We start from the raw sequence: 20,942 nt of genomic DNA, 5'->3' as shown, positions 1-20,942 counted from the left end.
AACTAAAATGAATTTATCATTTTAGTTTAAAACTTTTTCTATGTAATTTACAAATTCCAAATTTGGCTATTAATTCTCTATGAATTTTGGTACCATAGGCTTTATTTTTTTCAAATTCATAATAGGGGAATTCTTTAGCCAAAAAATTCATAACTCTATCTTTGCTTACTTTGGCAAGTATGCTAGCTGCACTTACTTGTAAAATTTTAGCATCCGCTTTAACTAGAGTTTTGATATTGTTAATTCCAAAATTCGTATTGCCATCATACAAAAAATGAGAATATGTTTTAAAATGTCTTTTTATAAGTGTTAAACCTGTTTTTAAACAAGCGCTAAGTCCTAGATTATCAATTTGTTCAGATGAAAAAGCTAGAATGAGATAGTTTGAATTTTGTATGATTATTTCATAAAGTTTTTCGCGTTTTTTTTCACTAAGTTTTTTAGAGTCGCAAAGTCCGTCTATTTTTTTATTAAGCTTGCAAGCTGCCATCATCATAGGACCTGCCAAAGCTCCACGTCCAGCTTCATCAATACCTACTAAATTTTCATCATATTCGGGTAAAAGTTCATTTTCTGGAAATAAAAGTTTCATAAAAATATTTTAACCAGTTTTTTATTTTATGTTCTTTATTTTGTTTGAAATTTTCAAGATTGAAAGTTTTGTAAATTTGTATAATTTTTTCTTTTTTTAAAAAAGAAGGATCGATTTTTATACCGATTAGATTATCTAAATTTTTGTCAATATATTTTTCTAATTTTATCCAGTTTTTTTGGTTTTATAAATCACTTTGTCTTTTTTTACAAAAGGAAAATGATAGTTTGTAAGTTGTGTTTGGTAAAAAGTGATATGAGGTTTATTGATAATTATTGCTTCATATGATTTTAGATTATTATATTTTGATATTTTTGCAGGATCAATTTCATTCCAATTACGAGAATCTCCTTTAACTAGAGCTTCTCTAAAACATAAATTTTCATTTTTAATAAGCCAATGATCTATTTCATCTATAAATAAAGTCTTACTTGTTGGTTTGGGAATGATATAAACTTGTTCTTTAATTACAGCAAAATCCATTCTTGCTATAGATACAACATCATTTTCATTTTTGGGAATATAAAAACTTTTATAAAGTTTTTGGGCATCATAAATTTGATCTACATCGATTTTGATAAACCATTCTCCCTTAGGAATAAAGCTAAGAACCCAATTATAATAGTAATAAAGTTTATTTTTTTCTTTTTTAGGGTTTTGAATTTGTATAGAAAAGGGATATTTTTTAGGAATAAAAGTTGGATATTTTTTACAAAATTCTAAAATAAATTCTTCACTTCCATCATCGCAATCATTATAAGCAATGATACCTCTTTGTATTGCTGGAAGAATACCTTCTAAGGAACTTTTTAAAGTTGAAATTTCATTTTTTACCCTTATAAAAGCCCAAGGATTTAGTGGCGATTTTGTATTTTTTGAATTTTTATCGAGGTTAAAAAATCCATAATGACCCCCCCCCATATTGTTCATTTTTTTAATAAAATATTCATTAGAAAAAGAATGAATTTGTTTTAATAATTTTGAGTCAATTAAAATATCAATATCATTAAGATTAATATCTTTTATCATATTTTAACAATCCTGATTAATTTTTGAAATATTTTAACACAAATAGATGTTTTTATTAATTAGAATTTTATTTATTTAAATTATTAAAGAAAGAGTGAAAATTTTTTACTGCTTAGGTATTTAAATTTGCATTATTAAAATACAAAAGCAGTGTTATTAAATTAGCCTAAAAATTCTCTTTTAAAATATTCTCTTGGAGCTTTACATAAAGGACAGGCTGCTGGAGCTTTTTTACCACGATGGATATGTCCGCAAACTTCACAAACCCATAAATCTTCTTCTTCGCTATTAAAGAATTCTTCTTCTTCAAGCATTTTTTTAAGAGCTAAATATTCTCTTTCATGTTCAATTTCTACTTTTCCAATAGCGGTAAATAGTCTTGCTATAGCTTTTTTACCTTCATCTTCTGCAATTTTAGCAAAATTTGGATACATGGTTGTATGTTCATAGTTTTCACCTTCTGCTGCGGTTACAAGATTTTTTGTTGTTACTTCTAAAGGTTTTCCATCTACGATTTCATGATAAGCTTTAAATTCAGCTCTTGCATGCCATTTTTCATTTTCAGCAGCTTCTCTAAAATGTCTAGCGACTGCATGCCATCCTTCTTCTTCTGCAACATCAGCAAATAAGTCGTATTTATTTCTAGCCATAGACTCTCCCGCAAAAGCTTTCATAAGATTTACAGCCGTTAAATCTGTTGTTATACATTGCATTTCTTCGCCACAACAGGTAAGTTTGCCTCCACCTACAACTTGAATTTCAACTTCATTGCCGCATTTTGAGCATTTATAAGTTTCATACTGTCTCATTTAGACTCCTTTTTTAAATATGAGCACGTATTATATTATAAAAAAATATTTTTGTCAATTGATAATTTTTATCAATTATAAAGATAAAAATTTTTAATTTTCGATTTCTTTTGTGATACGATTTCTTATATCACGACGTACAATTTCTATACCCCAAAGCCAAACTATATGCCCAAAAAATTCAGATAAGTGCTCATCAAAAGGAATTTCTGAAAGAGGAGGAACTTCTGCAATTAAAGGCATAACAATTACATGAGCAAAAAGATAAACAAAAAAACCAAAAACAGCTCCTTGCCACATTGTTATTTTGTGCCATTTTTCTGCTATCATACAATATGCTATTGCAAATATAATAGAAAATCCCACATGAACTATAAAAATCGACAAAGGCATTTGTATGCCTGAAAATGTATAAGTCCAATCGGTAGGTAATCCTAATTGTTCTAGAAAAATTTTAGGCGGAGTTGTGCGCTCTAATGCATCTATTGGCCAAAATATATTAGGATTTCGAGGAGGAAAAGGTACTTCCCATCCCCATTTTACAATTGCACCAAAAATACCTGCTAAAATCCCTATAAAAAATGCTAGAGTATATTTTCTATCAGTTTTCATAGTCTCTCCTTTTTTTGGATTTGATTACAATTAATTCTACTGCTTTCAATTTTTTTTGTCAATAAATATATTTAATTTATTTTAAATTTTAAAATATTCTTTAAGCTTTGTGCATATTTCAAAAAAATTTACTCCATCTATAGTGCGGTTTTTTTCAAAAAAATCATACATTCCTAAAAAACCATTTTCAAGTTCTTTGGATTTAACGCCATAGCTGATACTAAGTCCAGCTTCTATAAAGGCAGCGAGCTTATCGCAATATTTCAAAGCTTTACCGTCAATTGCTCCAAAATCATTTTCATTAAAAGAACTTAAGCTGCCACTGCAAAGCTCTATTTTTTTATTTTTATAAGTGCGATTTTCAAATTCATTTTTAACAAAATTAGGCTCCCCTGCTCTTCCTTCTCTAATGCCAAGTATAAAAGAGAATTCAGCTCTTAAATTTTCAGGTACAAAAGGGAGAATTTTTTCATTGATTAATTTCATTTCGTAATCATTTATAATTTCATGAAGACCTTCTATCCCATATTTAACAGGACTAATAATATCTCTTGTAAGACTCTCTGGTAAGTCATGAAATAAAGCACAATAAAAATTATTTTCCAATCTTTTATCACAAGCTTTGATTTTTAAAGAATAAAAATAACCTAAAATCGCAACTACTAGCATATGTCCAAGTACCGCAGTTTCTGGAATTCTTGGAGTTTGTGCCCAGCGTTTTTGAAAACGAAGTCTCCCGCTAAGATCAATTATCTTTGCTATTTTTTGATTTAATGCGATTTTTCTAGCTCCTATTAATTCATAGTAGTCTTCTAATTCTTCTTCAACTTTGTTTTTAATTTCATCAATATCGCTTAAAAAAGCTGAGGTTTGATAGACAATATTAAATTCCCATTTTGTAGCAAAATAAGAAGCGGCTTTTAAAATTAGCCTTTCTTTGGCATAAGAATTGCTATTAAGATAGTTTTCAAAACGCTTAAGAAATTCCCCATCTTCAATATCTATTATCATAGGTTCAATTTTGCTTAAAACCCAAGCATTCACTTCATCTTTTTTTTGGCGTACGATTTCATGATAAACATCAGGGCGTATATCAGTTACTACAACACGACTTAAAAATTCAAAAATACCCCCTTCTATAATCATTTTCATATCAATATCTTTTTCCATTTTGGCAATAAAATATGCGATAATAAATTTATGCGCTTGTTTGTCAAGTTCAACTAAATTTGCCATTCTTGGATAATCATTCCAGCGGCTAATAGAAGCGGCTTTAAAAATATGTTCTATAAGTTTTATATTTATCATATAATTACCTTTTAGATTAAAAAAATTCGTTAAAATAACAAAAATTATAACAAATTAAGGATAAGAATGAGTAAAAAGGCACTTTGTATAATCAGCGGAGGAATGGATAGTACTTTATGTGCTTATTTAGCTAAAAAAGAAGGCTATGAGATTGTAGCTTTGCATTTTGATTACGAACAAAGAACTCAAAAAAAAGAAAGAGAATGTTTTGAAAAAATTTGTCAGACTCTAAAAGTTGAAAAAACTTATATTTTGGATGTAAGTTTTATTAAAACTATAGGTGGAAATGCTTTAACTAATACAGAGTTAAGTATACCTAAAAATGAACTTCTTTTAAATAATGTCAATCCACCTATAACTTATGTTCCTTTTCGCAATGGAATTTTTTTAAGCATCGCGGGATCTTTAGCTGAAAAAGAAAACTGTGAAAGTATTTTTATAGGGGTTGTGGAAGAAGATGGTAGTGGTTATCCTGATTGTACTTTTGAATTTATAAAAAAAGCAGAGAATTTTATCAATAACGGAACGAGTAAAAATTTTAAAGTTTCACTAAAAACTCCGCTTATAAATCTCAATAAAGGGCAAATCGTTGAGTTAGCTTTAAAAGAAAATGTGCCTTTGGAGCTTACTTGGTCTTGTTATGAAAGCAATAATGAAGCTTGTGGGGAATGTGATAGCTGTTTGCTTCGTTTAAAAGGTTTTAAAAAAGCAGGAATAAAAGATAGGATTAAATATAAAAATGATTAGACACTATAAAGAATTAAGCAAAACTCAAATAGAAAAGCTTTTGGGGCTTTGGGAAGAAAGTGTTAAGGCAAGTCATGATTTTTTAGATGAAAAGAATTTTAAAATCATTAAAAAATATTTAATGGATTTTGATTTTAAAGGATTAGATTTTTTATTTGCTTATGAAAAAGATGAATTGGCAGGTTTTTTAGGTTTTCATCAAGAAGAAATTCAAATGCTTTTTATACACCCTTCGTTTTTTAATCGAGGTTTTGGATCTCAACTTTTAAAAAAGGCGATGCAGGATTTTAAGTTAAATAAAGTAGAAGTTAATTTTGACAATAAAAAAGCTTTAAAATTTTATCAAAAATTTGGTTTTCAAATCGTAGGGGAATATCAAGATGATTTCGGATTTAAGCTTTTAAAAATGCAAAAGTCCTAGCTTTAACTAGAACTTAAGTTTTAATTTAGAGTAAAGAGTTTATTTGCTCCATCTTGGTAAGAAAGAATATTGATTTTTCCATCTTTAAAGAAAATACTTCTTGCATTAGTTATAGTATTTGGAAAAGATAGAGTTTTAACAACTTCTTCTTTAACTGGATCAATCACTGCTATAACATTATGATTTTTACTTAGAGCATATATTTTTCCATCTTTATCAGTCATTGAAGTGATATAAAGATCGCCCAAAGTTCTACCTTCTTTAAGATCTGCTTTTGGTGTGAATTCTCCAGATAAAACAAGATCTTTTAAAGAGTATTTAGAGATAACAAAGGTTTTAGCATCTTTATTGTTTGGAACTGTAGCAAGATAAAAATATTTATCATCTGTAGTCATACTTGCTACGTGATTAAATTTAGATCTTACAGTGCTTAATCTTCCACGACCCAAATCTTTTCCTTGACCCTCAAAGTGATTGGCTCCTTTTACAAAATCAGCATATTGTAAAGTATCATTTGCATTTGGATTTTTCTTAAATCTTAAGAAAGATTTATTAGAGCCCATAAGGATAAATTTATCATTCATATAAGGAATGATTCCTATAATAGGATCAATGCTTGCTGAAAAATATGGATCAAGTTCAAAACTATCTTTTGTGGTAAAATTATTATCTAAGAAATACACATCCCATTTAGAACTTGCTACAAATTCATTATTGATAAAGTCTAGAGTATTGATTGCTTTATTGAAATTAATAGTTTGCTCATCTAATATTTTAAGATTTTCATCGATTTTTGCAAATGGAGAATTATTGACATCATTATCAAATTTAATTCCTAGTTTATCGCTTGCTGGTGCAAAAGCATAATCGGGAGCTTTAACATCGCGTTTTCCTAAGAAAGAGATATTTTGCCATAATCCATGCCAACTATCTGTACTCCAAATAATATATTTTGGATTAAGGGTAAATCTTACAGGATCTCCTTGGCCTACATAAGGGAATATTCCAGTTCCTACAAAAGCTTGAAAAACATTAGAAGCTACAATAATAGCACTAATAACAACAGCGGCAAGTGAGAAGCCGGTATATTTTCTAAATTTTTCACCATTTAATTCTTTATCAAAAGCACTGAATTTTGGCGCAAAAATAAAAATAAAACCTAAAAGCAATACAACAGCCCAAAATACAACTTCGGCCCAAAAATAGGTATGAATTCCAAAAACAGGTAAGCCAAAACCTTGATCTAAATCTTCCATAGCATGATTTCCAAAATGAGCAAAAGACTGATAAAGACCCGCTGCAGTCATAATCAAAAGAGCAGCTAAATATTTTCCTTTCATACCATAACGAACTATGAAAAGAGCCATTACCCCGATAAAAATCATCGCTTCTCTTTGTCCCCAGCAAAGTACACAAGGGCTATCAGCTAGAAAGTAACCAAAAATAATATTTGCAGTTCCTACAGGTAAAAGTATGATTAAAAAACCTGCTAGACACATTAAGGTATAAAATTTTTTTGCTTTATTAATTTCGTTCATTTTTTATCCTTTTTACAAATTCATTATGGTTAAAAGTCCAGTTGATTTGTGACCAACATAAAAAATAATCATCATAAGCCAAGCTATCATCACTAAACTAAAAGCCAAATTTTCTTTTTCTGGTTTTTTAATAATGAGTATTAAGGCAACAAAAATTAATAAAAGTTCCAAAAACTCCATAATAACTCCTTTTTAGCTAAAGTTATTAAATTGTACCTCATTAAAATAAAATAAAAATAAAATATTTAATCTGTATTTATAAAATACAGAAAAAATTATTTAAAATTATTAAGTTTTTGCGAAAGCTTAGAAGCCCCATTGAAAACATTGCTAGAAATATTATTTATTTCACAAGAAAGATTTTTAATAAGATTAGCAAGTTCATTTACCTTATCAACGCTATTTCTTAAAACAATCATTTTTTCTTGCACTTCTGTACTTTTATCTTTCATAAATTGAGTCGATTGTATAGAGCTTTCTAGCTTATGCATAGAATTAATAAGTTCTTGTTGCAAACTATTAGTTTTGTCTGAAGTTTCTTTCATGGACTCGTGAATAAGATCCATCAAAGATTTATTATCATTGATTTGTTGTACAATAGTATTAACAGTAGCATTAATACTTAAAAGAGATTTGCTTGTTTTCTCAGCAAGTTTTCCAACCTCATCGGCAACTACTGCAAAACCTCTACCATGCTCACCCGCTCTAGCTGCCTCAACAGCTGCATTAAGGGCAAGTAAATTGGTTTGATCTGCTATATCTCTAACAGAGTCAGTAATTTCTATAATATTGTCAGCACTTTGAGTTAAGTTATCCATATTAACAACAACATTTTGTTCTTTTGCATTATTTTCATTAATAAGATCAACAAGTTGAGTAAGGGTGCTTCCGACTTTATTCATCAGTAAATGCATATCTTGCATATTATCAACACTTTCTTGTGCTAAATTTCCAGCTAAAACGATATGATCATCTAAGACATTGGTAATTTCTTTAACATTTTCAATTTGATTATTTTGAGAATTTGAACTCTCTTCAAGAGTGTTAGCATTGTTTTTCAATTGTTCAGAATTTTTATGATTGGCTTCTGCATTTTCAATTGCTTCAAGTACAGAATTTTGAACAACCGAAATAAAAGTATTAATATATGCAGCACTTTTTCCTAATTCACTTTTTGGATCGATATTTAATCTAGAGGATAAATTAGCTTCTTTGCTAGCTAGATTAGTACTTAATTTTTCTAAGATTCTTACAGGAATAATAACTTTTTTTAAGGTAATAGAAATAAATAAGATTAATAAAACAAAAATCAAGGCAAAAACTCCAATTGCCACATATAATTTTTGTATATTAATTTTATCAATATTTGATTGTGTGATTTGATTGAGGCGATTAAGCTCTTTGGCCAGTGTAGCATCAGTATAAATAGTTGAATCACCTTGCATAATTTGAATTTGTTTTAAAATCATTCTATAATGGGTTGCAAAAAGCTCTAGGGTATCATTATTTTTCATCATCGATAAATTTTGTATTAAAGCATCTAAATGTTTTAAGGTGGTTTTTTCTAAAACATTTTCTGTCGCAATAATCCTAAGAATAGCATTCATTGTTTTTATATTTTGAATATCTTTTTTGCTTAAATTATTTTCAGTTTCATCAAAATAATCTTTAGCTAATTCAAAAAGATAAAATTTAGAATTTACTGCAATTGAATTTGCTGATTTGAAATGATCTAATTGTGCTAATTTTTCTTGAAAAATAGTTTCAGTGCGAGAACCATCAATCCCTAATTTTTTTAAGTTTTTTAGCATATTTTCCATTTGTTCAACTGCTGCAACACTTTCATCATAATTGATAAAATTAAAACTATTTTGAAAAACTTTATCAATACGGGTATTTAAAATTTGAAGTGTCTGCAAGGTATTTATAATTTCTTTAGCATTTTTGCTTGAGGTGTAGTTATTAAAAATAATTCCTAATAATATAAAAATAGCAATCAATGTACAAATTGCCAAAAAAATAAATTGATATAAAAAAGAAATTTTTTTATTGGATGCTGTCATGGTATTCTCCTGTTAAGCTTTCTAGAAAAGCTACTATATCATCTACAGTTTCTTGATTTAAAAATTTTCCAAGTTGATAATAAGCCATAAACTGGACACAAGCATCTAAAGTTGGTATACTTCCATCGTGATAATAAGGAGCTGTTTTGGCAATATTTCTAAGGCTTGGTACTTTAAATACCATTTTATCGCTTTCTTTTTTTGTGATTTCATAACGTCCTAAATTTTCTTGATTAGGATATTCTTGAAAAATACCAATTTTTTGAAACATATTACCACCTATATTTTGTCCTTGATGGCAAGAAATACAACCTTGAGCTTTGAATTCTTCATAGCCTCTTTTTGCTTTTTCAGAAATTGCATTTTTATCCCCTTTTAAATATCTATCAAAAGGAGAATCTGGAGTAATAAGTGTTTTTTCAAATTCTTTAATCGCATCAGCTATATTATCTACAGTAATTTCTCCATAAATATCTTTAAAACTCTTTACATAGTCAGGATTTGCATTTACTTGTTTTAAAAGAAATTCTGGAGTTAATCCCATCTCTTTAGGATTAAACAAAGGTACTTTTGCCTGCTCTTGTAGATTTTGTGCTCGTCCATTCCAAAATTGGACAAAATTAAATACAGAATTAAAAGTTGTTGGTGTGTTAAAAGGCGTATCTAGTTGATTGTTTACTCCTATTGAATTTGTAGTGTTGTCAACCCCATAATTATTAATATTATGGCAAGTATTGCAAGATATCTTTCCATCTTTAGATAAGGAGGTGTCCATATATAATTTTTTTCCAAGAATAGCTTTTTCTTTGTTATAGTTTATTTTATTTGGAAGCGGAGTGATCATATCAATTGCAAATGTTGTCGTTATTAAAAATAACATCGTATAAAATATTTTCATTGTTTAGTTTCCTTAATTTTTAAAGTTTCATAATCATAATGTAAAATTTATTAATTAATAATAAATTTTTAAAGCATTAGATATGTAAGATTTGTATAAATTCATTTTCAATATTTTTTTTAGAATTGATAATAAATTGATTATTTTTAAAAGTAAATTTTAAAGCATTAGCATGTAAACATAAACGTTTGGCACCTGTTAGACGGATTCTTTCGCTAGGATTTATTTTTCCATCTAGTATAGCTTCAATTTCTTCCTTTTTTAAACCATAAAGCGGATCACCTAATATAGGATATTTTGCATGATATAAATGAATTCTTATTTGATGCTGCCTTCCTGTTAAAGGTTTGCAAAGCAAAAGAGTGCAATTATATTTAGGAAAAAAATTTAAAATTTCAAATTCGGTCAAAGCTTTTTTTCCTTTTTCGCAGATTTGCATTCTGGTTTTAACATCATCGTAATTTTGGATTAAATCAATACAGGCATCAATCTTAAAATTTTTTTCTATTTTCCCTGAAACTAAAGCTAAATACTCTTTTTGAATTTGTCTTTTTTCAAACATGGTTTTAAATTCAATTTGGGCATTTTTATTTTTTGTAACTAGAATTAACCCACTTGTTTCTTTATCAAGGCGATGGGCTATGCAAGCTTGTTTTCCCCATAAATGCCAAATTTCGTCGCTAAGACTATATTGGCAATGCCTTCCATTAGGATGACTTAAAACACCACTCGGTTTTTCAAGCACAGCAAAATCTTCATTTTCAAATACGATTTCCACTCCTCTTGGATGATTTTCATAAACAATGAGCTCTACAATTCCATTTAAAATTTTATTTTTTTCTTCAACTAAATTTCCATTACAAAAAAGTCTTTTTTTATCAATCAATCTTTGCGCTTCATTTATGGGAATTTTTAAAGATTCCATTAAGACTTGAAACGCCTTTTTTCCATTATTAGGTAGTTTTATTTTTATATAGGGCATTTAACTTCTTTCTTAGAATTTTTTAGATAGAATTCTATTTTTTATGATTTAAAATTATAGCTAAAAAGGTTTATAAAGCATGGTTGTAAGATATAGCAGAGAAGTTATGGCTAAAAAATGGGATATTAAGGCTAAATATGATGCTTGGTTAAAAGTAGAATTAGCTGCTGTTAAAGCTTGGAATAAATTAGGTCTTATTAATGATACCGACTGTGAAAAAATCTTAAAAAATGCAAAATTTGATATTGATAGAATCGATGAAATTGAAAAAACAACTAAACATGATGTTATAGCTTTTCTTACAAGTGTGAGTGAAAGTTTAGGAGAAGAGAGTCGTTTTGTGCATTATGCAATGACGAGTTCTGATTGTATTGATACTGCTGTTGCTTTGCAAATCAAAGAAAGTTTAGAACTTATTTTAGAGGATATTTCATTGCTTTTAGAGGCCATTAAAAAACGAGCTATGGAGCATAAAAATACTTTGATGGTTGGAAGAAGTCATGGAATTCATGGCGAACCTATAACTTTTGGTCTTGTTATGGCAATTTGGTATGATGAAATTTTACATGCTAAAGATCTTATAATGCATGCTAAAGAAGTGATTAGCTATGGTAAAATTAGTGGTGCGATGGGAAATTTTGCTCATGCTCCTTTAGAATTTGAAGAAGAGGTTTGTAGAAATTTAGATCTTAAGCCTGCTCCGGTTTCTAATCAAATTATCCAAAGAGATCGTTACGCGCAAGTGATTTCAGCTATTGCTATTTTAGCTTCATCTTGCGAACAAATTGCTGTAGCAATAAGGCATTTTCAAAGAACAGAAGTTTATGAAGCTGAAGAATTTTTTAGCACAGGGCAAAAAGGAAGTTCAGCGATGCCGCATAAAAGAAATCCAGTTTTGAGTGAAAATATTACGGGACTTTGCAGAGTTCTTCGATCTTTTGTTAATCCAGCGTTGGAAAATGTTGCGCTTTGGCATGAAAGAGATATTTCTCATTCTAGTGTAGAGAGATTTATTTTACCAGATGCTTTTATAACAGCTGATTTTATGCTTACACGTCTTACAAATTTAATTGAAAATCTCTTAATATATCCGGAAAATATGATGAAAAATTTGAATCTTACCGGAGGACTTGTCTTTTCTCAACGTGTTTTATTAGAGCTTCCTTTCAAGGGAATTAGTCGTGAAGAAGCTTATAAAATCGTTCAAAGAAATGCTATGAAGGTATGGTCTGATTTGCAAAATGGCAAAGAGGCAATTAATGATAAAAATGAAAGTTTATTTTTAATAGCGCTTTTACATGATGAGGATTTGAGAAAAAGTTTAAATGAAGAGGATATACGTAAATGTTTTGATTATAATTACTATACAAAAAATATTGATGCTATTTTTGCAAGAACATTTAAATAATTAGGCTAAGGAAAACAATGAAAGTTATAAAAAGAAATGGACGAACAGAAGAATTAGATATTGCTAAAATTAAAAAATGTACTTCCGATGCTGTAAGAGATTTAGAGGGTGTAAGTTTAAGTGAATTAGAGCTTGATGCTAAAATTCAATTTAGAGATGGAATTTCAACTGAAGAAATTCAAAAAACTCTTATTAAAACAGCTGTAGATAAGATAGATATTGATTGTCCAAATTGGACTTTTGTTGCAGCTAGGCTTTTTTTATTTGACTTATATAAAAAAGTTAATGGCATGAATCGTTATAATCATTTACGTGATTATTTTGAAAGAGGTGAAAAAGAGGGGAGAATTTTACTAGGTTTAAAAGAAAAATATGATTTAGATGATTTAAATGATTATATCAAGCCTGAGCGTGATATGCAATTTACTTATTTGGGTGTTAAAACTTTATATGATCGCTATTTAATTAAAGACAGTAAAGGTATGCCTATAGAGCTTCCACAACAAATGTTTATGGCTATAGCTATGTTTTTAGCACAAAATGAATTCAATCCTGGAGAATGGGCTAAAAAATTTTATGATTTGATTTCCAAATTTGAAATTATGCTGGCTACTCCAACTCTTTCAAATGCTAGAACTACTAGACATCAACTTAGTTCTTGTTATATAGGGAGTACTCCTGATAATATTGAAGGAATTTTTGACTCTTATCAAGAAATGGCGCTTTTATCAAAATTTGGTGGTGGTATAGGTTGGGATTGGTCCAAAGTTCGTGCTATGGGTGGAAGTATAGACGGACATAAAAATGCCGCTGGAGGAATTATTCCTTTTTTAAAAATTACAAACGATATTGCTGTTGCAGTTGATCAACTTGGAACAAGAAAGGGTGCTATCGCAGTTTATATAGAGCCTTGGCATATGGATATAAGCGATTTTATAGATTTAAGAAAGAATTCTGGAGAAGAAAGACGTAGAGCGCACGAGCTTTTTCCTGCTTTATGGATTAATGATCTTTTTATGAAAAGAGTTAGAGCTAACGACAAATGGACACTTTTTGATCCTGCCGATACAGCTGATTTATGTGATTTGTACGGGGAAGAATTTGAAAAACGTTATGAAGAATACGAAAAAGATGAAAGTATTGTTAAAGAAATTGTAGAGGCAAAAGAGCTTTGGAAGAAAATATTGTTAAATTATTTTGAAACAGGTTTGCCATTTTTATGTTTTAAGGATACTGCTAATAAAGCTAATCCAAATTCTCATGCAGGAATTATTAGAAGTTCAAATTTATGTACAGAAATTTTTCAAAATACTGATCCTAATTATTATCAAATTAAAGTTGTTTTTGAAAATGGAGATGAAAGACATTTTGACGAAGAAGAGCGTGTAATTATAGACGGTGGTTATGAAAAATCAGCCAAGAAAATTTCAACTTTAGATAGTATTGATGGTAATAAAGTTTATATAGTTGAAAAGTATAAAAATGATGGTAAAACCGCTGTATGTAATTTAGCAAGTATTAATTTAAGCAAGGTGCATTCTAATGAAGATATCGAACGCGTTGTACCTACAGCTATTCGTATGCTTGATAATGTAATTGATTTGAATTTTTATCCTCATAGGAAAGTTAAAGATATAAATTTAAAATCTCGCTCCATAGGACTTGGAGTTATGGGTGAAGCACAAATGCTTGCTGAAGCTAGAATTCATTGGGGGAGTGAAGAGCATTTTGAAATAATTGATAAGATTATGGAAAAAATTAGTTTTGAAGCTATAAATGCAAGTTCTAATTTATCCATAGAAAAGGGATCTTATCCTGATTTTCAAGGATCAAACTGGAGCAAGGGAATTTTTCCTATTGATGTTGCTAATGAACAGGCTAAAGCTTTAACTTTAAGAGAAGGTTTGTTTAATCAAAGCGATTGTGATTGGAATAAGCTTCGAGAAAAAGTTAAAAAAGATGGCATGAGAAATGGATATCTAATGGCAATCGCTCCTACTTCCTCTATATCTATTTTAGTAGGGACCACTCAAACTATAGAACCTGTTTATAAGCGTAAATGGTTTGAACAAAATTTGAGCGGTATGATACCTGTTGTTGTTCCAAATTTAAGTCTTGAAACTTGGGAATATTATACTCCAGCTTATGAACTTGATCAAAGAATTTTGGTAAAAGCAGCTGCTATACGCGGAAAGTGGATAGATCAAGGGCAAAGCTTAAATATCTTTTTATCGTTGGATAAGGCAAGCGGGGGCTATCTTAATGAAATTTATCAGCTCGCTTGGGAGCTTGGTGTTAAATCTACATACTATTTAAGAAGTGAAAGCCCTAATAGCGAAAAAGTAAATGTGGCTGATCGTAGTATAGAGTGTGAGGGATGTCAGTAAAAATTTATTAAAGTTTTTATTTTTAAAAACTTTAAATTTAAAATGATTAAAAAAAAGAATCTATTTTTTTAATCATTTCTTTTGCATCATTGATGCGATTGATTTCATCTCTAAAAGCTGAAGCTTCTTTATGACCCTTGGAATACTCATGTAAATGTTTGCGAAATATACTTACGGCTTGATTTTGATAATGCTTTAACATTTCTTCAAAATGAGTTAGTATGATTTCTTTTTTTAATTTTTCTTCAACTTTTTTGTTGTGTTTTATTTCATAAAATATCCAAGGGTTACCTATACTTGCCCTTCCTATCATCAATCCATCGCATTTTGTAATATTATAAACTTCAAGAGCGTTGTTTGCATCGATGTCTCCATTGGCAATTACTGGAATTTTTACACTTGCTTTAGCAAAGCCTATAGAATTATAATCAGATTTTCCACTATAAAGCTGTTTTCTTGTTCGCCCATGGATGCTTATAAAATCAACACCTAAATTTTCGCAAATTGTTGCCATTTTTTCAGGATATTTTTCATTAAATCCTAATCTAAATTTGACACTTGTTAATTTTTTTTTATTGGTTTGCTTGATTACTCCCACTAAAGTTTTAAAAAGTTCTAAATCGTTTAATAAAGCACTACCAGCACATTGCTTAACTACTTTATTCACAGGGCAGCCGCAATTAAAATCAATACCGTCTATAAAATCCATCTCATTAAGTATTTCAACAGCTTTTTTAAGTATTTCTTTATCGCCTCCAGCAATTTGCACAATATAGGGTTTTTCTAATTCTGAACGTTCTAGCATATGTAAAGTCTTAGAGCTTTCGTAAACTAAAGCATTAGAGCTTATCATTTCACTGATAGTTACATCAGCTCCAAATTTTTTAACTACATTTCTAAATGGTAGATCTGAGAAACCTGCCATTGGAGCTAGAAATAAAGGTTTATTGGTAAAATCTATCATTGTATAAGATGATTTAAATCAAATTTAATATTATTTTCTTTAAGGATTAAAAAAGCTTTAAAATCGTTAAATTTTTTTTCATCTTTTCTGATTTGCTCTCTTAGTTCATCTAAAAGGCCAAATTCGGCAAGTAAATATAAGTATGCTTTTAAAGCTTCATTTTTTTCATTTTTTATTTTGGAAAAAATTCCTAGTATTGCATCTGGATTAAAAAATTTAGTGCTTATTTTTGCAATGCTTAAATATTCCTTTTCGTTTAAGAGAGAATGAGACAATAAAACTTCAAATTCAGCAGTATTAAGTTCAAGACTTCCATCTTTAAAGCGTTTTATTAAGTTTAAAACTTGATGAGAATTTTTAGAAATTTTAATATTTTTAATTTGTTCATAATTACCTTTTTGCAGAAGGGTATTAAAGGCTAATTCTTCAAATTCATCTTTAATTTCAGTAATATTTTTTATTTTAGAATAAGCATAATTAATATCATTTTGAATGCGATTTTGCTCATTTTTTAAAAATAAAATATTATTATTTGGAAGTTTAAATTTAGAAATATTTTTATATTCTTGATTATTTAAAGCGTCAATGAGATCTAAAATTTCATTGATTTTAGTTTCATTTGGAATTTTTTCATGAGTCTTTAAAATTTTTGCAAATTGTGCTACTTTTCTAAATTCTTGAGTATAAAAGCTTATATTTAACTCTTTTTCTAGAAGTAAATTTTGAATATAACTTTCAAACTTAGCAGAATCTTTAAAGAAATGTTTAAATTTAAAAGTTAATAAAAAATGATAGAAAATTATATGAAAAGTGGCAAAAAAAATCAAGGGAATTAAAGGTAAAATCAGCCAAATCATAATTGGAAGTTCAAAATTATAAGTGCTAAAATTTAGAGTATAGCTACCAAGTTTTAAATACCAAGCAAATGCAAAAATTATAAGAGTGTAAATAAGGCTAGCACCCAAAAATAATTTAACTTTCATAAATTTTTTCCTTTTTCTAAATTTTCGCGACAAGTAATACAATATTTTGCATGAGGTTTTATTTTAAGTCTTTCAATGGCAATTTCATCATCGCAAGATTCACAAATACCATAAGTATTATTTTTGATTTTATTAAGAGATTCTTCAATTTCTTTTAATTCTTGTTTTAAGTTGGCACTAATAGCAAGATCAATTTGAGAATTTGTTTCTATAACTGAAAAATCAACACTATCGCTAGGAACGCTATTGTGTAAGGCTTCGATTTCTTTGGAATTACTTTGTAAATCTTCTTTGATAGCTTTTTTTCTTTGTTCTAAATTATCTTTAAAAAAGTTTAAGTCATTTTTTTTCATAAAATTTCCTAATTCATTTGTGGTAGGGATGATTGGAGTTAATGCAAAAGGCGCGATAAATTTGTTCTAAAAGCAAAGTTTTAACAAAATAATGTGCCAAAGTCAATTTACTCAACGAAAAGCTAAAATCTAATTTTTCTGTAAATTCTTTTCTTAGTCCATAAGCCCCACCTATAAAAAAACTTAATTCAATTTTATCTTGTATCATTTTGGCAAATTCTAAACTCGTTAGTTCTTTACCTCTCTCATCAAGAGCTATATTAAAACCTTTTTTGTGTGTACTAAATGCTTCTTCGTAGCTTTTTTTTGCTAATTCTGGATTGTTAAGATTTTGCGCATTGGCTATTTTTTTATTAAAAAGATTATATTCTTTAATTGTGGCAAATTTAGATATTAATTTGAAATATTTTTGATCTAAAATTTCAAATTCATCGTTTTTTTGTATATAAAAAATATTAATTTGCAAATCAATTTCCGCAAAAAAACTTAAGTACATCACTAAGATATTTTTTCATTTCAGATCGCTCAACTATTGCATCTATAAGCCCATGTTCTAGTAAAAACTCGGCTCTTTGAAAGCCTTGTGGCAAATCAGCCCCTATGGTTTGTTTTATAACTCTTTCTCCTGCAAAGCCTACCAAAGCTCCTGGTTCTGCAATTACTAAGTCTCCAAGCCAAGCAAAAGAAGCACTAACCCCTCCCATAGTTGGATCTGTTAAAATGCTAATATAAGGAATTTTTTCTTTACTTAAAAGTTTTAAAGCGGTACTTGTTTTACTCATTTGCATTAAAGAATAAGTGCTTTCTTGCATTCTAGCACCTCCGCTTGCACTTACAATTACTAAAGGATTTTTGTTGCTAATGGCTCTTTGTATAGCTCGAACTATTTTTTCACCTTCTACTGATCCTAAAGAACCACCCATAAAGGAAAAATCAAACACAACTAATTGGGTTTTAATTCCATTGATTGTGCATTCTCCGCTTACAACTGCTGACTTTTTACCTGTTTTGCTTTGATTTTCGCTTAATCTTTTTTTATAAGATTTACTATCAACAAATTTTAAAGGATCAATAGCTTCTAAATTTGTATCAAATTCTATAAAACTATTTTCATCGCTTAAAAGATTAATTCTTTCTGTAGGAGAAATCCTCATATGGTGAGAACACTTAGGACATACATTAAAACAAGATTCTATTTCTTTGTAATACATTAAAGCATGGCAGCTTGGGCATTTTATCCAATGATTTGGTGCTTCTTTTACGCTAGGTTGTTGTCTTCTAATTTTTGAAAAAATATCTGCAAAATTCATAAAATCACCTAATTAGATTTAAAAGATTTAAGAATTATATCAAATTTTTCTTATCTTTTCTTGCAAAAGATATTTTTTAATATAAATTTCCATCCAATGGAATTTATTTATGATAAATATTTAAATTTTTAGATGTTTTAACGCATCTAAAAATATTAAAAACGTGTTCCTAGATTAAATTCAAAAGTACTTGTATCATCGCCTTTTTTCTTATTTAACGGTTTAGCAAAGATAAGTTGTAAAGGCCCAATAGGAGTTATCCATTCTAAGCCCACGCCTGTACTCATTCTCTTGATTTCATCTAAATTTTTGCGCCCAATCATACCATAATCAAAAAACATGCTTCCACGGAGTTTTATTCTGTCTATTAAAGGAAAGCTAAGTTCTACGGAATTAGCAAAAGCTATGGTTCCACCCACTTCATCACCCCATTCATTTTTAGGACTTACGGTTCTGCTTTCAAAACCACGAATTGAGCGAATACCGCCTAAATAAATTCTTTGATTAATCGGTAAATAACCTCTATTCCAAACTTTATAAAAACTTGCTTTGTAGCGATAGATAAGGTCATAACCTATATAATCTTGCAAACCTTGATAAAAATTAAATCTAGTACTTGAGGATAAAAATTTTTGATCTCCGCCAATTCCAGCGTATTCAAGGCTTGTTGAAGCAATGATTCCTGATCTTGGTAGATAATAATCATCCGTATTATTAAATGAAAGGGCTGGAGATATAGAACTTTTAATACTTTTTCCAAGATCATAACCTGTTCTTAAAAGAGTTGGGCTAAGATGGTAGATATCACTTTGCTCTAGATTGTAGGTTAGACTTACATTATAATATCTTGCAAATTGACGCCCAAGGGTAATATCAAACCCATAGTTTTTTTCTGAATAATTATCCCATTCATAATCATTAGAATAAAGAGTCCCTCCTAAACTATATTGGCTATCAAGAACTCTTGGATCGAGCAAACTGATTCTTCCTGATAAAGTATCATTGCTTTTGTCTACACTTACTGAACTTTTAATCCCTGAGCCAAAAATATTTGTATCAGAAAGAGAAGCATTTAAAAGCAATCCATCACTTGATCCATATCCTATACCCCCAGAAATTGCACCTGTAGAGGCTTCTTTAACATCGACAATAAGATCAATATGTGTATCATCAACTTTTTTTTCTTTAATATTAACATCATCAAAATAAGAAGTTCTTTTTAGAGCGTTTTTAGATTCAGTCAAATCTGTTCTATTGTATAAATTACCTTCGGTGATATATAATTCTCTACGTATAACACGATCCACTGTGCGAGAATTATTTGCAATAATTACATTTCTGATATAGACTTTTTCATGAGGAATGACTTTAAAATTAATTGTAGCTTCATGAGTTTCATCATTTTTTTGGATATCTGGATAAACTTCAACAAAGGCATAACCCAAATCAGCACTTTGCGTTTCTAAAGTTTTTACATCTTTTCTAACATCTTCAATATTAATAATCTTGCCAACGCTAGAACGCAGATTTTTAATTGTTTTTAAATTTTGTTTTTCTTCAAATAAAGGATTTTCTATAGAAATATTTTTAATTTTATAGGGTTTACCTTCTTTGATAAAATAAGTTAAATCGGCTTGATATATATCAGTATAAGTTTTTAAATAGGGCGCAGAAACTTGTACATCCAAGTAGCCTTTTTTCATGTATTCATCGCTAATTCTTGCACTATCATTGTTTAATTCAAATATTTTAAGCTTTCCATCATTTCTTCCCCACATCCAGCCCATAAATTCTTTTTCTTTATTAATTACGGCAGGTTCTATGTTGGAATAAGATAGCTTTTTAGCTCCACTTAAATAAACATTGTTGATAATAATATTTTCCCCACGATTTACTATAAATTCAAGCTCTAAGCCATCTGTATTGTTTAGAGTTTTTGTTTTATACTCTACAATAGTGTCAAAATAACTTCTTGCTTCATAGTAATTTTTAATTCGATCACATGCTTCTTTAGCACTTGATTCATCAAATAAATTACCCTTTTTAATCCCAAGTATGCTTTCAATCTGTTTACGGTCATTAGAGGCAATCCCTGTAACAGTGATTTTAGCAATACTTGGTTTTTCTGTAACAATAATATTTAAAATTCCATTATTTTCTTTTACAGCAATATTATCAAAATAATTTTGCTTATAAAGATTAAGTATGGCTTTATTAACCTTAGAAAGATCTAGTTTTTCTCCAATTTTTAAGCCAGTAATATTAAGCGCACTTGTATTTGAAAGATGATTTAAGCCGCTAAATTTAATTTCTTTTATAACAGTAGCACCACTTAAAGTGGCCAATAAACAAACACTGATAATTTTTTTCATTGATTTTTTTACCTAATAAATAAGCTTTATATTAAAAAGTTATGATTATATCAGAAAAATTTTAACAAAAACAAGATATTTTAAGGTTGTTTAAAATTGGTTAAATTAAACTTCTTCAAGATTTTTAATTTTCCATAATTTTAAGTATTTACTATATTTTTATAAA

General features: G+C 28.9%; 20 protein-coding genes and 1 pseudogene. 4 read left to right on the top strand and 17 right to left on the bottom strand.

From position 1 onward, the window contains the following. Positions 1 to 16 precede the first annotated feature (16 nt). From ACD570_RS00910 to ACD570_RS00890, 5 genes are all read right to left on the bottom strand, one after another. The gene (locus tag ACD570_RS00910) at positions 17 to 592 is read right to left on the bottom strand and encodes a ribonuclease HII (protein WP_337202962.1); all 576 of its coding nucleotides are present in this window, start codon (positions 590 to 592) and stop codon (positions 17 to 19) included. Positions 593 to 757: 165 nt separating this feature from the next. Beyond that, positions 758 to 1,621 (bottom strand): beta-1,4-N-acetylgalactosaminyltransferase, encoded by an 864-nt coding sequence (locus tag ACD570_RS00905; protein WP_417904316.1) that lies wholly within the window; start codon positions 1,619 to 1,621, stop codon positions 758 to 760. Positions 1,622 to 1,782: 161 nt separating this feature from the next. Then, on the bottom strand, positions 1,783 to 2,430 hold the full coding sequence (locus tag ACD570_RS00900; protein WP_200281489.1) for a ferritin family protein: 648 nt from the start codon (positions 2,428 to 2,430) through the stop codon (positions 1,783 to 1,785). A 93-nt stretch (positions 2,431 to 2,523) separates the two neighbouring features. Continuing rightward, positions 2,524 to 3,042 carry a YagU family protein gene (locus ACD570_RS00895; RefSeq protein ID WP_337197228.1) on the bottom strand — a complete coding sequence of 173 codons (519 nt, stop codon included), beginning with the start codon at positions 3,040 to 3,042 and terminating at the stop codon, positions 2,524 to 2,526. Between the two features lie 81 nt (positions 3,043 to 3,123). After that, complete coding sequence (locus ACD570_RS00890) at positions 3,124 to 4,350, bottom strand: HD domain-containing protein (RefSeq protein WP_200281495.1); 1,227 nt, start codon at positions 4,348 to 4,350, stop codon at positions 3,124 to 3,126. Positions 4,351 to 4,416: 66 nt separating this feature from the next. Here ACD570_RS00890 and queC point away from each other — a divergent pair, with 66 nt between their 5' ends. Together queC and ACD570_RS00880 are read left to right on the top strand one after the other, a co-directional pair. Further along, positions 4,417 to 5,097 carry a 7-cyano-7-deazaguanine synthase QueC gene (queC, locus tag ACD570_RS00885; RefSeq protein WP_337205087.1) on the top strand — a complete coding sequence of 227 codons (681 nt, stop codon included), beginning with the start codon at positions 4,417 to 4,419 and terminating at the stop codon, positions 5,095 to 5,097. After that, entirely contained in the window at positions 5,090 to 5,518 is a 429-nt protein-coding gene (locus ACD570_RS00880) for a GNAT family N-acetyltransferase (protein WP_337205086.1), read from the top strand. Before queC ends, ACD570_RS00880 begins: the two co-directional genes overlap by 8 nt. Positions 5,519 to 5,538: 20 nt before the next feature. Here ACD570_RS00880 and ACD570_RS00875 read toward each other — a convergent pair whose 3' ends face one another. The 6 genes and pseudogenes from ACD570_RS00875 to ACD570_RS00850 all read right to left on the bottom strand — a co-directional run bounded on the left by ACD570_RS00875 (position 5,539) and on the right by ACD570_RS00850 (position 10,999). Continuing rightward, entirely contained in the window at positions 5,539 to 7,056 is a 1,518-nt protein-coding gene (locus tag ACD570_RS00875; RefSeq protein WP_337205085.1) for a disulfide bond formation protein B, read from the bottom strand. Positions 7,057 to 7,068: 12 nt separating this feature from the next. Next, entirely contained in the window at positions 7,069 to 7,236 is a 168-nt protein-coding gene (locus ACD570_RS00870; RefSeq protein WP_200281504.1) for a dihydroneopterin aldolase, read from the bottom strand. A 95-nt stretch (positions 7,237 to 7,331) separates the two neighbouring features. Continuing rightward, positions 7,332 to 7,958 carry a methyl-accepting chemotaxis protein gene (locus ACD570_RS00865; protein WP_267907002.1) on the bottom strand — a complete coding sequence of 209 codons (627 nt, stop codon included), beginning with the start codon at positions 7,956 to 7,958 and terminating at the stop codon, positions 7,332 to 7,334. A 528-nt stretch (positions 7,959 to 8,486) separates the two neighbouring features. Then, positions 8,487 to 9,119, bottom strand: a pseudogene (locus ACD570_RS00860) (DAHL domain-containing protein); the annotation flags it as partial. After that, positions 9,103 to 10,017 carry a cytochrome-c peroxidase gene (locus tag ACD570_RS00855; RefSeq protein WP_337209648.1) on the bottom strand — a complete coding sequence of 305 codons (915 nt, stop codon included), beginning with the start codon at positions 10,015 to 10,017 and terminating at the stop codon, positions 9,103 to 9,105. The gene ACD570_RS00855 and the pseudogene ACD570_RS00860, both read right to left, overlap by 17 nt. 76 nt (positions 10,018 to 10,093) lie before the next feature. Next, complete coding sequence (locus ACD570_RS00850) at positions 10,094 to 10,999, bottom strand: RluA family pseudouridine synthase (protein ID WP_337209647.1); 906 nt, start codon at positions 10,997 to 10,999, stop codon at positions 10,094 to 10,096. 79 nt (positions 11,000 to 11,078) lie between these two features. Here ACD570_RS00850 and purB point away from each other — a divergent pair, with 79 nt between their 5' ends. After that, positions 11,079 to 12,407, top strand: a complete 1,329-nt coding sequence (purB, locus tag ACD570_RS00845; RefSeq protein ID WP_337205081.1) for an adenylosuccinate lyase — start codon at positions 11,079 to 11,081, stop codon at positions 12,405 to 12,407. A 17-nt stretch (positions 12,408 to 12,424) separates the two neighbouring features. Further along, positions 12,425 to 14,794: a ribonucleoside-diphosphate reductase subunit alpha gene (locus tag ACD570_RS00840; protein ID WP_417904315.1), complete on the top strand. Its 2,370-nt coding sequence runs from the start codon at positions 12,425 to 12,427 to the stop codon at positions 14,792 to 14,794. A gap of 46 nt (positions 14,795 to 14,840) precedes the next feature. Here ACD570_RS00840 and ACD570_RS00835 read toward each other — a convergent pair whose 3' ends face one another. The 6 genes from ACD570_RS00835 to bamA all read right to left on the bottom strand — a co-directional run bounded on the left by ACD570_RS00835 (position 14,841) and on the right by bamA (position 20,776). Beyond that, entirely contained in the window at positions 14,841 to 15,758 is a 918-nt protein-coding gene (locus ACD570_RS00835; protein ID WP_200281517.1) for a tRNA dihydrouridine synthase, read from the bottom strand. Then, complete coding sequence (locus ACD570_RS00830) at positions 15,755 to 16,741, bottom strand: hypothetical protein (protein ID WP_417904314.1); 987 nt, start codon at positions 16,739 to 16,741, stop codon at positions 15,755 to 15,757. Before ACD570_RS00830 ends, ACD570_RS00835 begins: the two co-directional genes overlap by 4 nt. Beyond that, positions 16,738 to 17,094 carry an RNA polymerase-binding protein DksA gene (gene dksA, locus ACD570_RS00825; protein WP_200281521.1) on the bottom strand — a complete coding sequence of 119 codons (357 nt, stop codon included), beginning with the start codon at positions 17,092 to 17,094 and terminating at the stop codon, positions 16,738 to 16,740. Before dksA ends, ACD570_RS00830 begins: the two co-directional genes overlap by 4 nt. A 13-nt stretch (positions 17,095 to 17,107) precedes the next feature. Then, positions 17,108 to 17,560: a 23S rRNA (pseudouridine(1915)-N(3))-methyltransferase RlmH gene (locus ACD570_RS00820; RefSeq protein WP_417904313.1), complete on the bottom strand. Its 453-nt coding sequence runs from the start codon at positions 17,558 to 17,560 to the stop codon at positions 17,108 to 17,110. Position 17,561: 1 nt separating this feature from the next. Then, on the bottom strand, positions 17,562 to 18,404 hold the full coding sequence (gene accD / locus ACD570_RS00815; RefSeq protein WP_337202959.1) for an acetyl-CoA carboxylase, carboxyltransferase subunit beta: 843 nt from the start codon (positions 18,402 to 18,404) through the stop codon (positions 17,562 to 17,564). 155 nt (positions 18,405 to 18,559) lie between these two features. Further along, positions 18,560 to 20,776, bottom strand: a complete 2,217-nt coding sequence (gene bamA, locus ACD570_RS00810) for an outer membrane protein assembly factor BamA (protein WP_337214089.1) — start codon at positions 20,774 to 20,776, stop codon at positions 18,560 to 18,562. Positions 20,777 to 20,942 lie beyond the last annotated feature (166 nt).

The organism is Campylobacter sp. LH-2024, from assembly GCF_048270605.1.
Classification (GTDB): domain Bacteria; phylum Campylobacterota; class Campylobacteria; order Campylobacterales; family Campylobacteraceae; genus Campylobacter_D; species Campylobacter_D molothri.
This window is presented reverse-complemented; position numbering and strand designations above follow the sequence as displayed.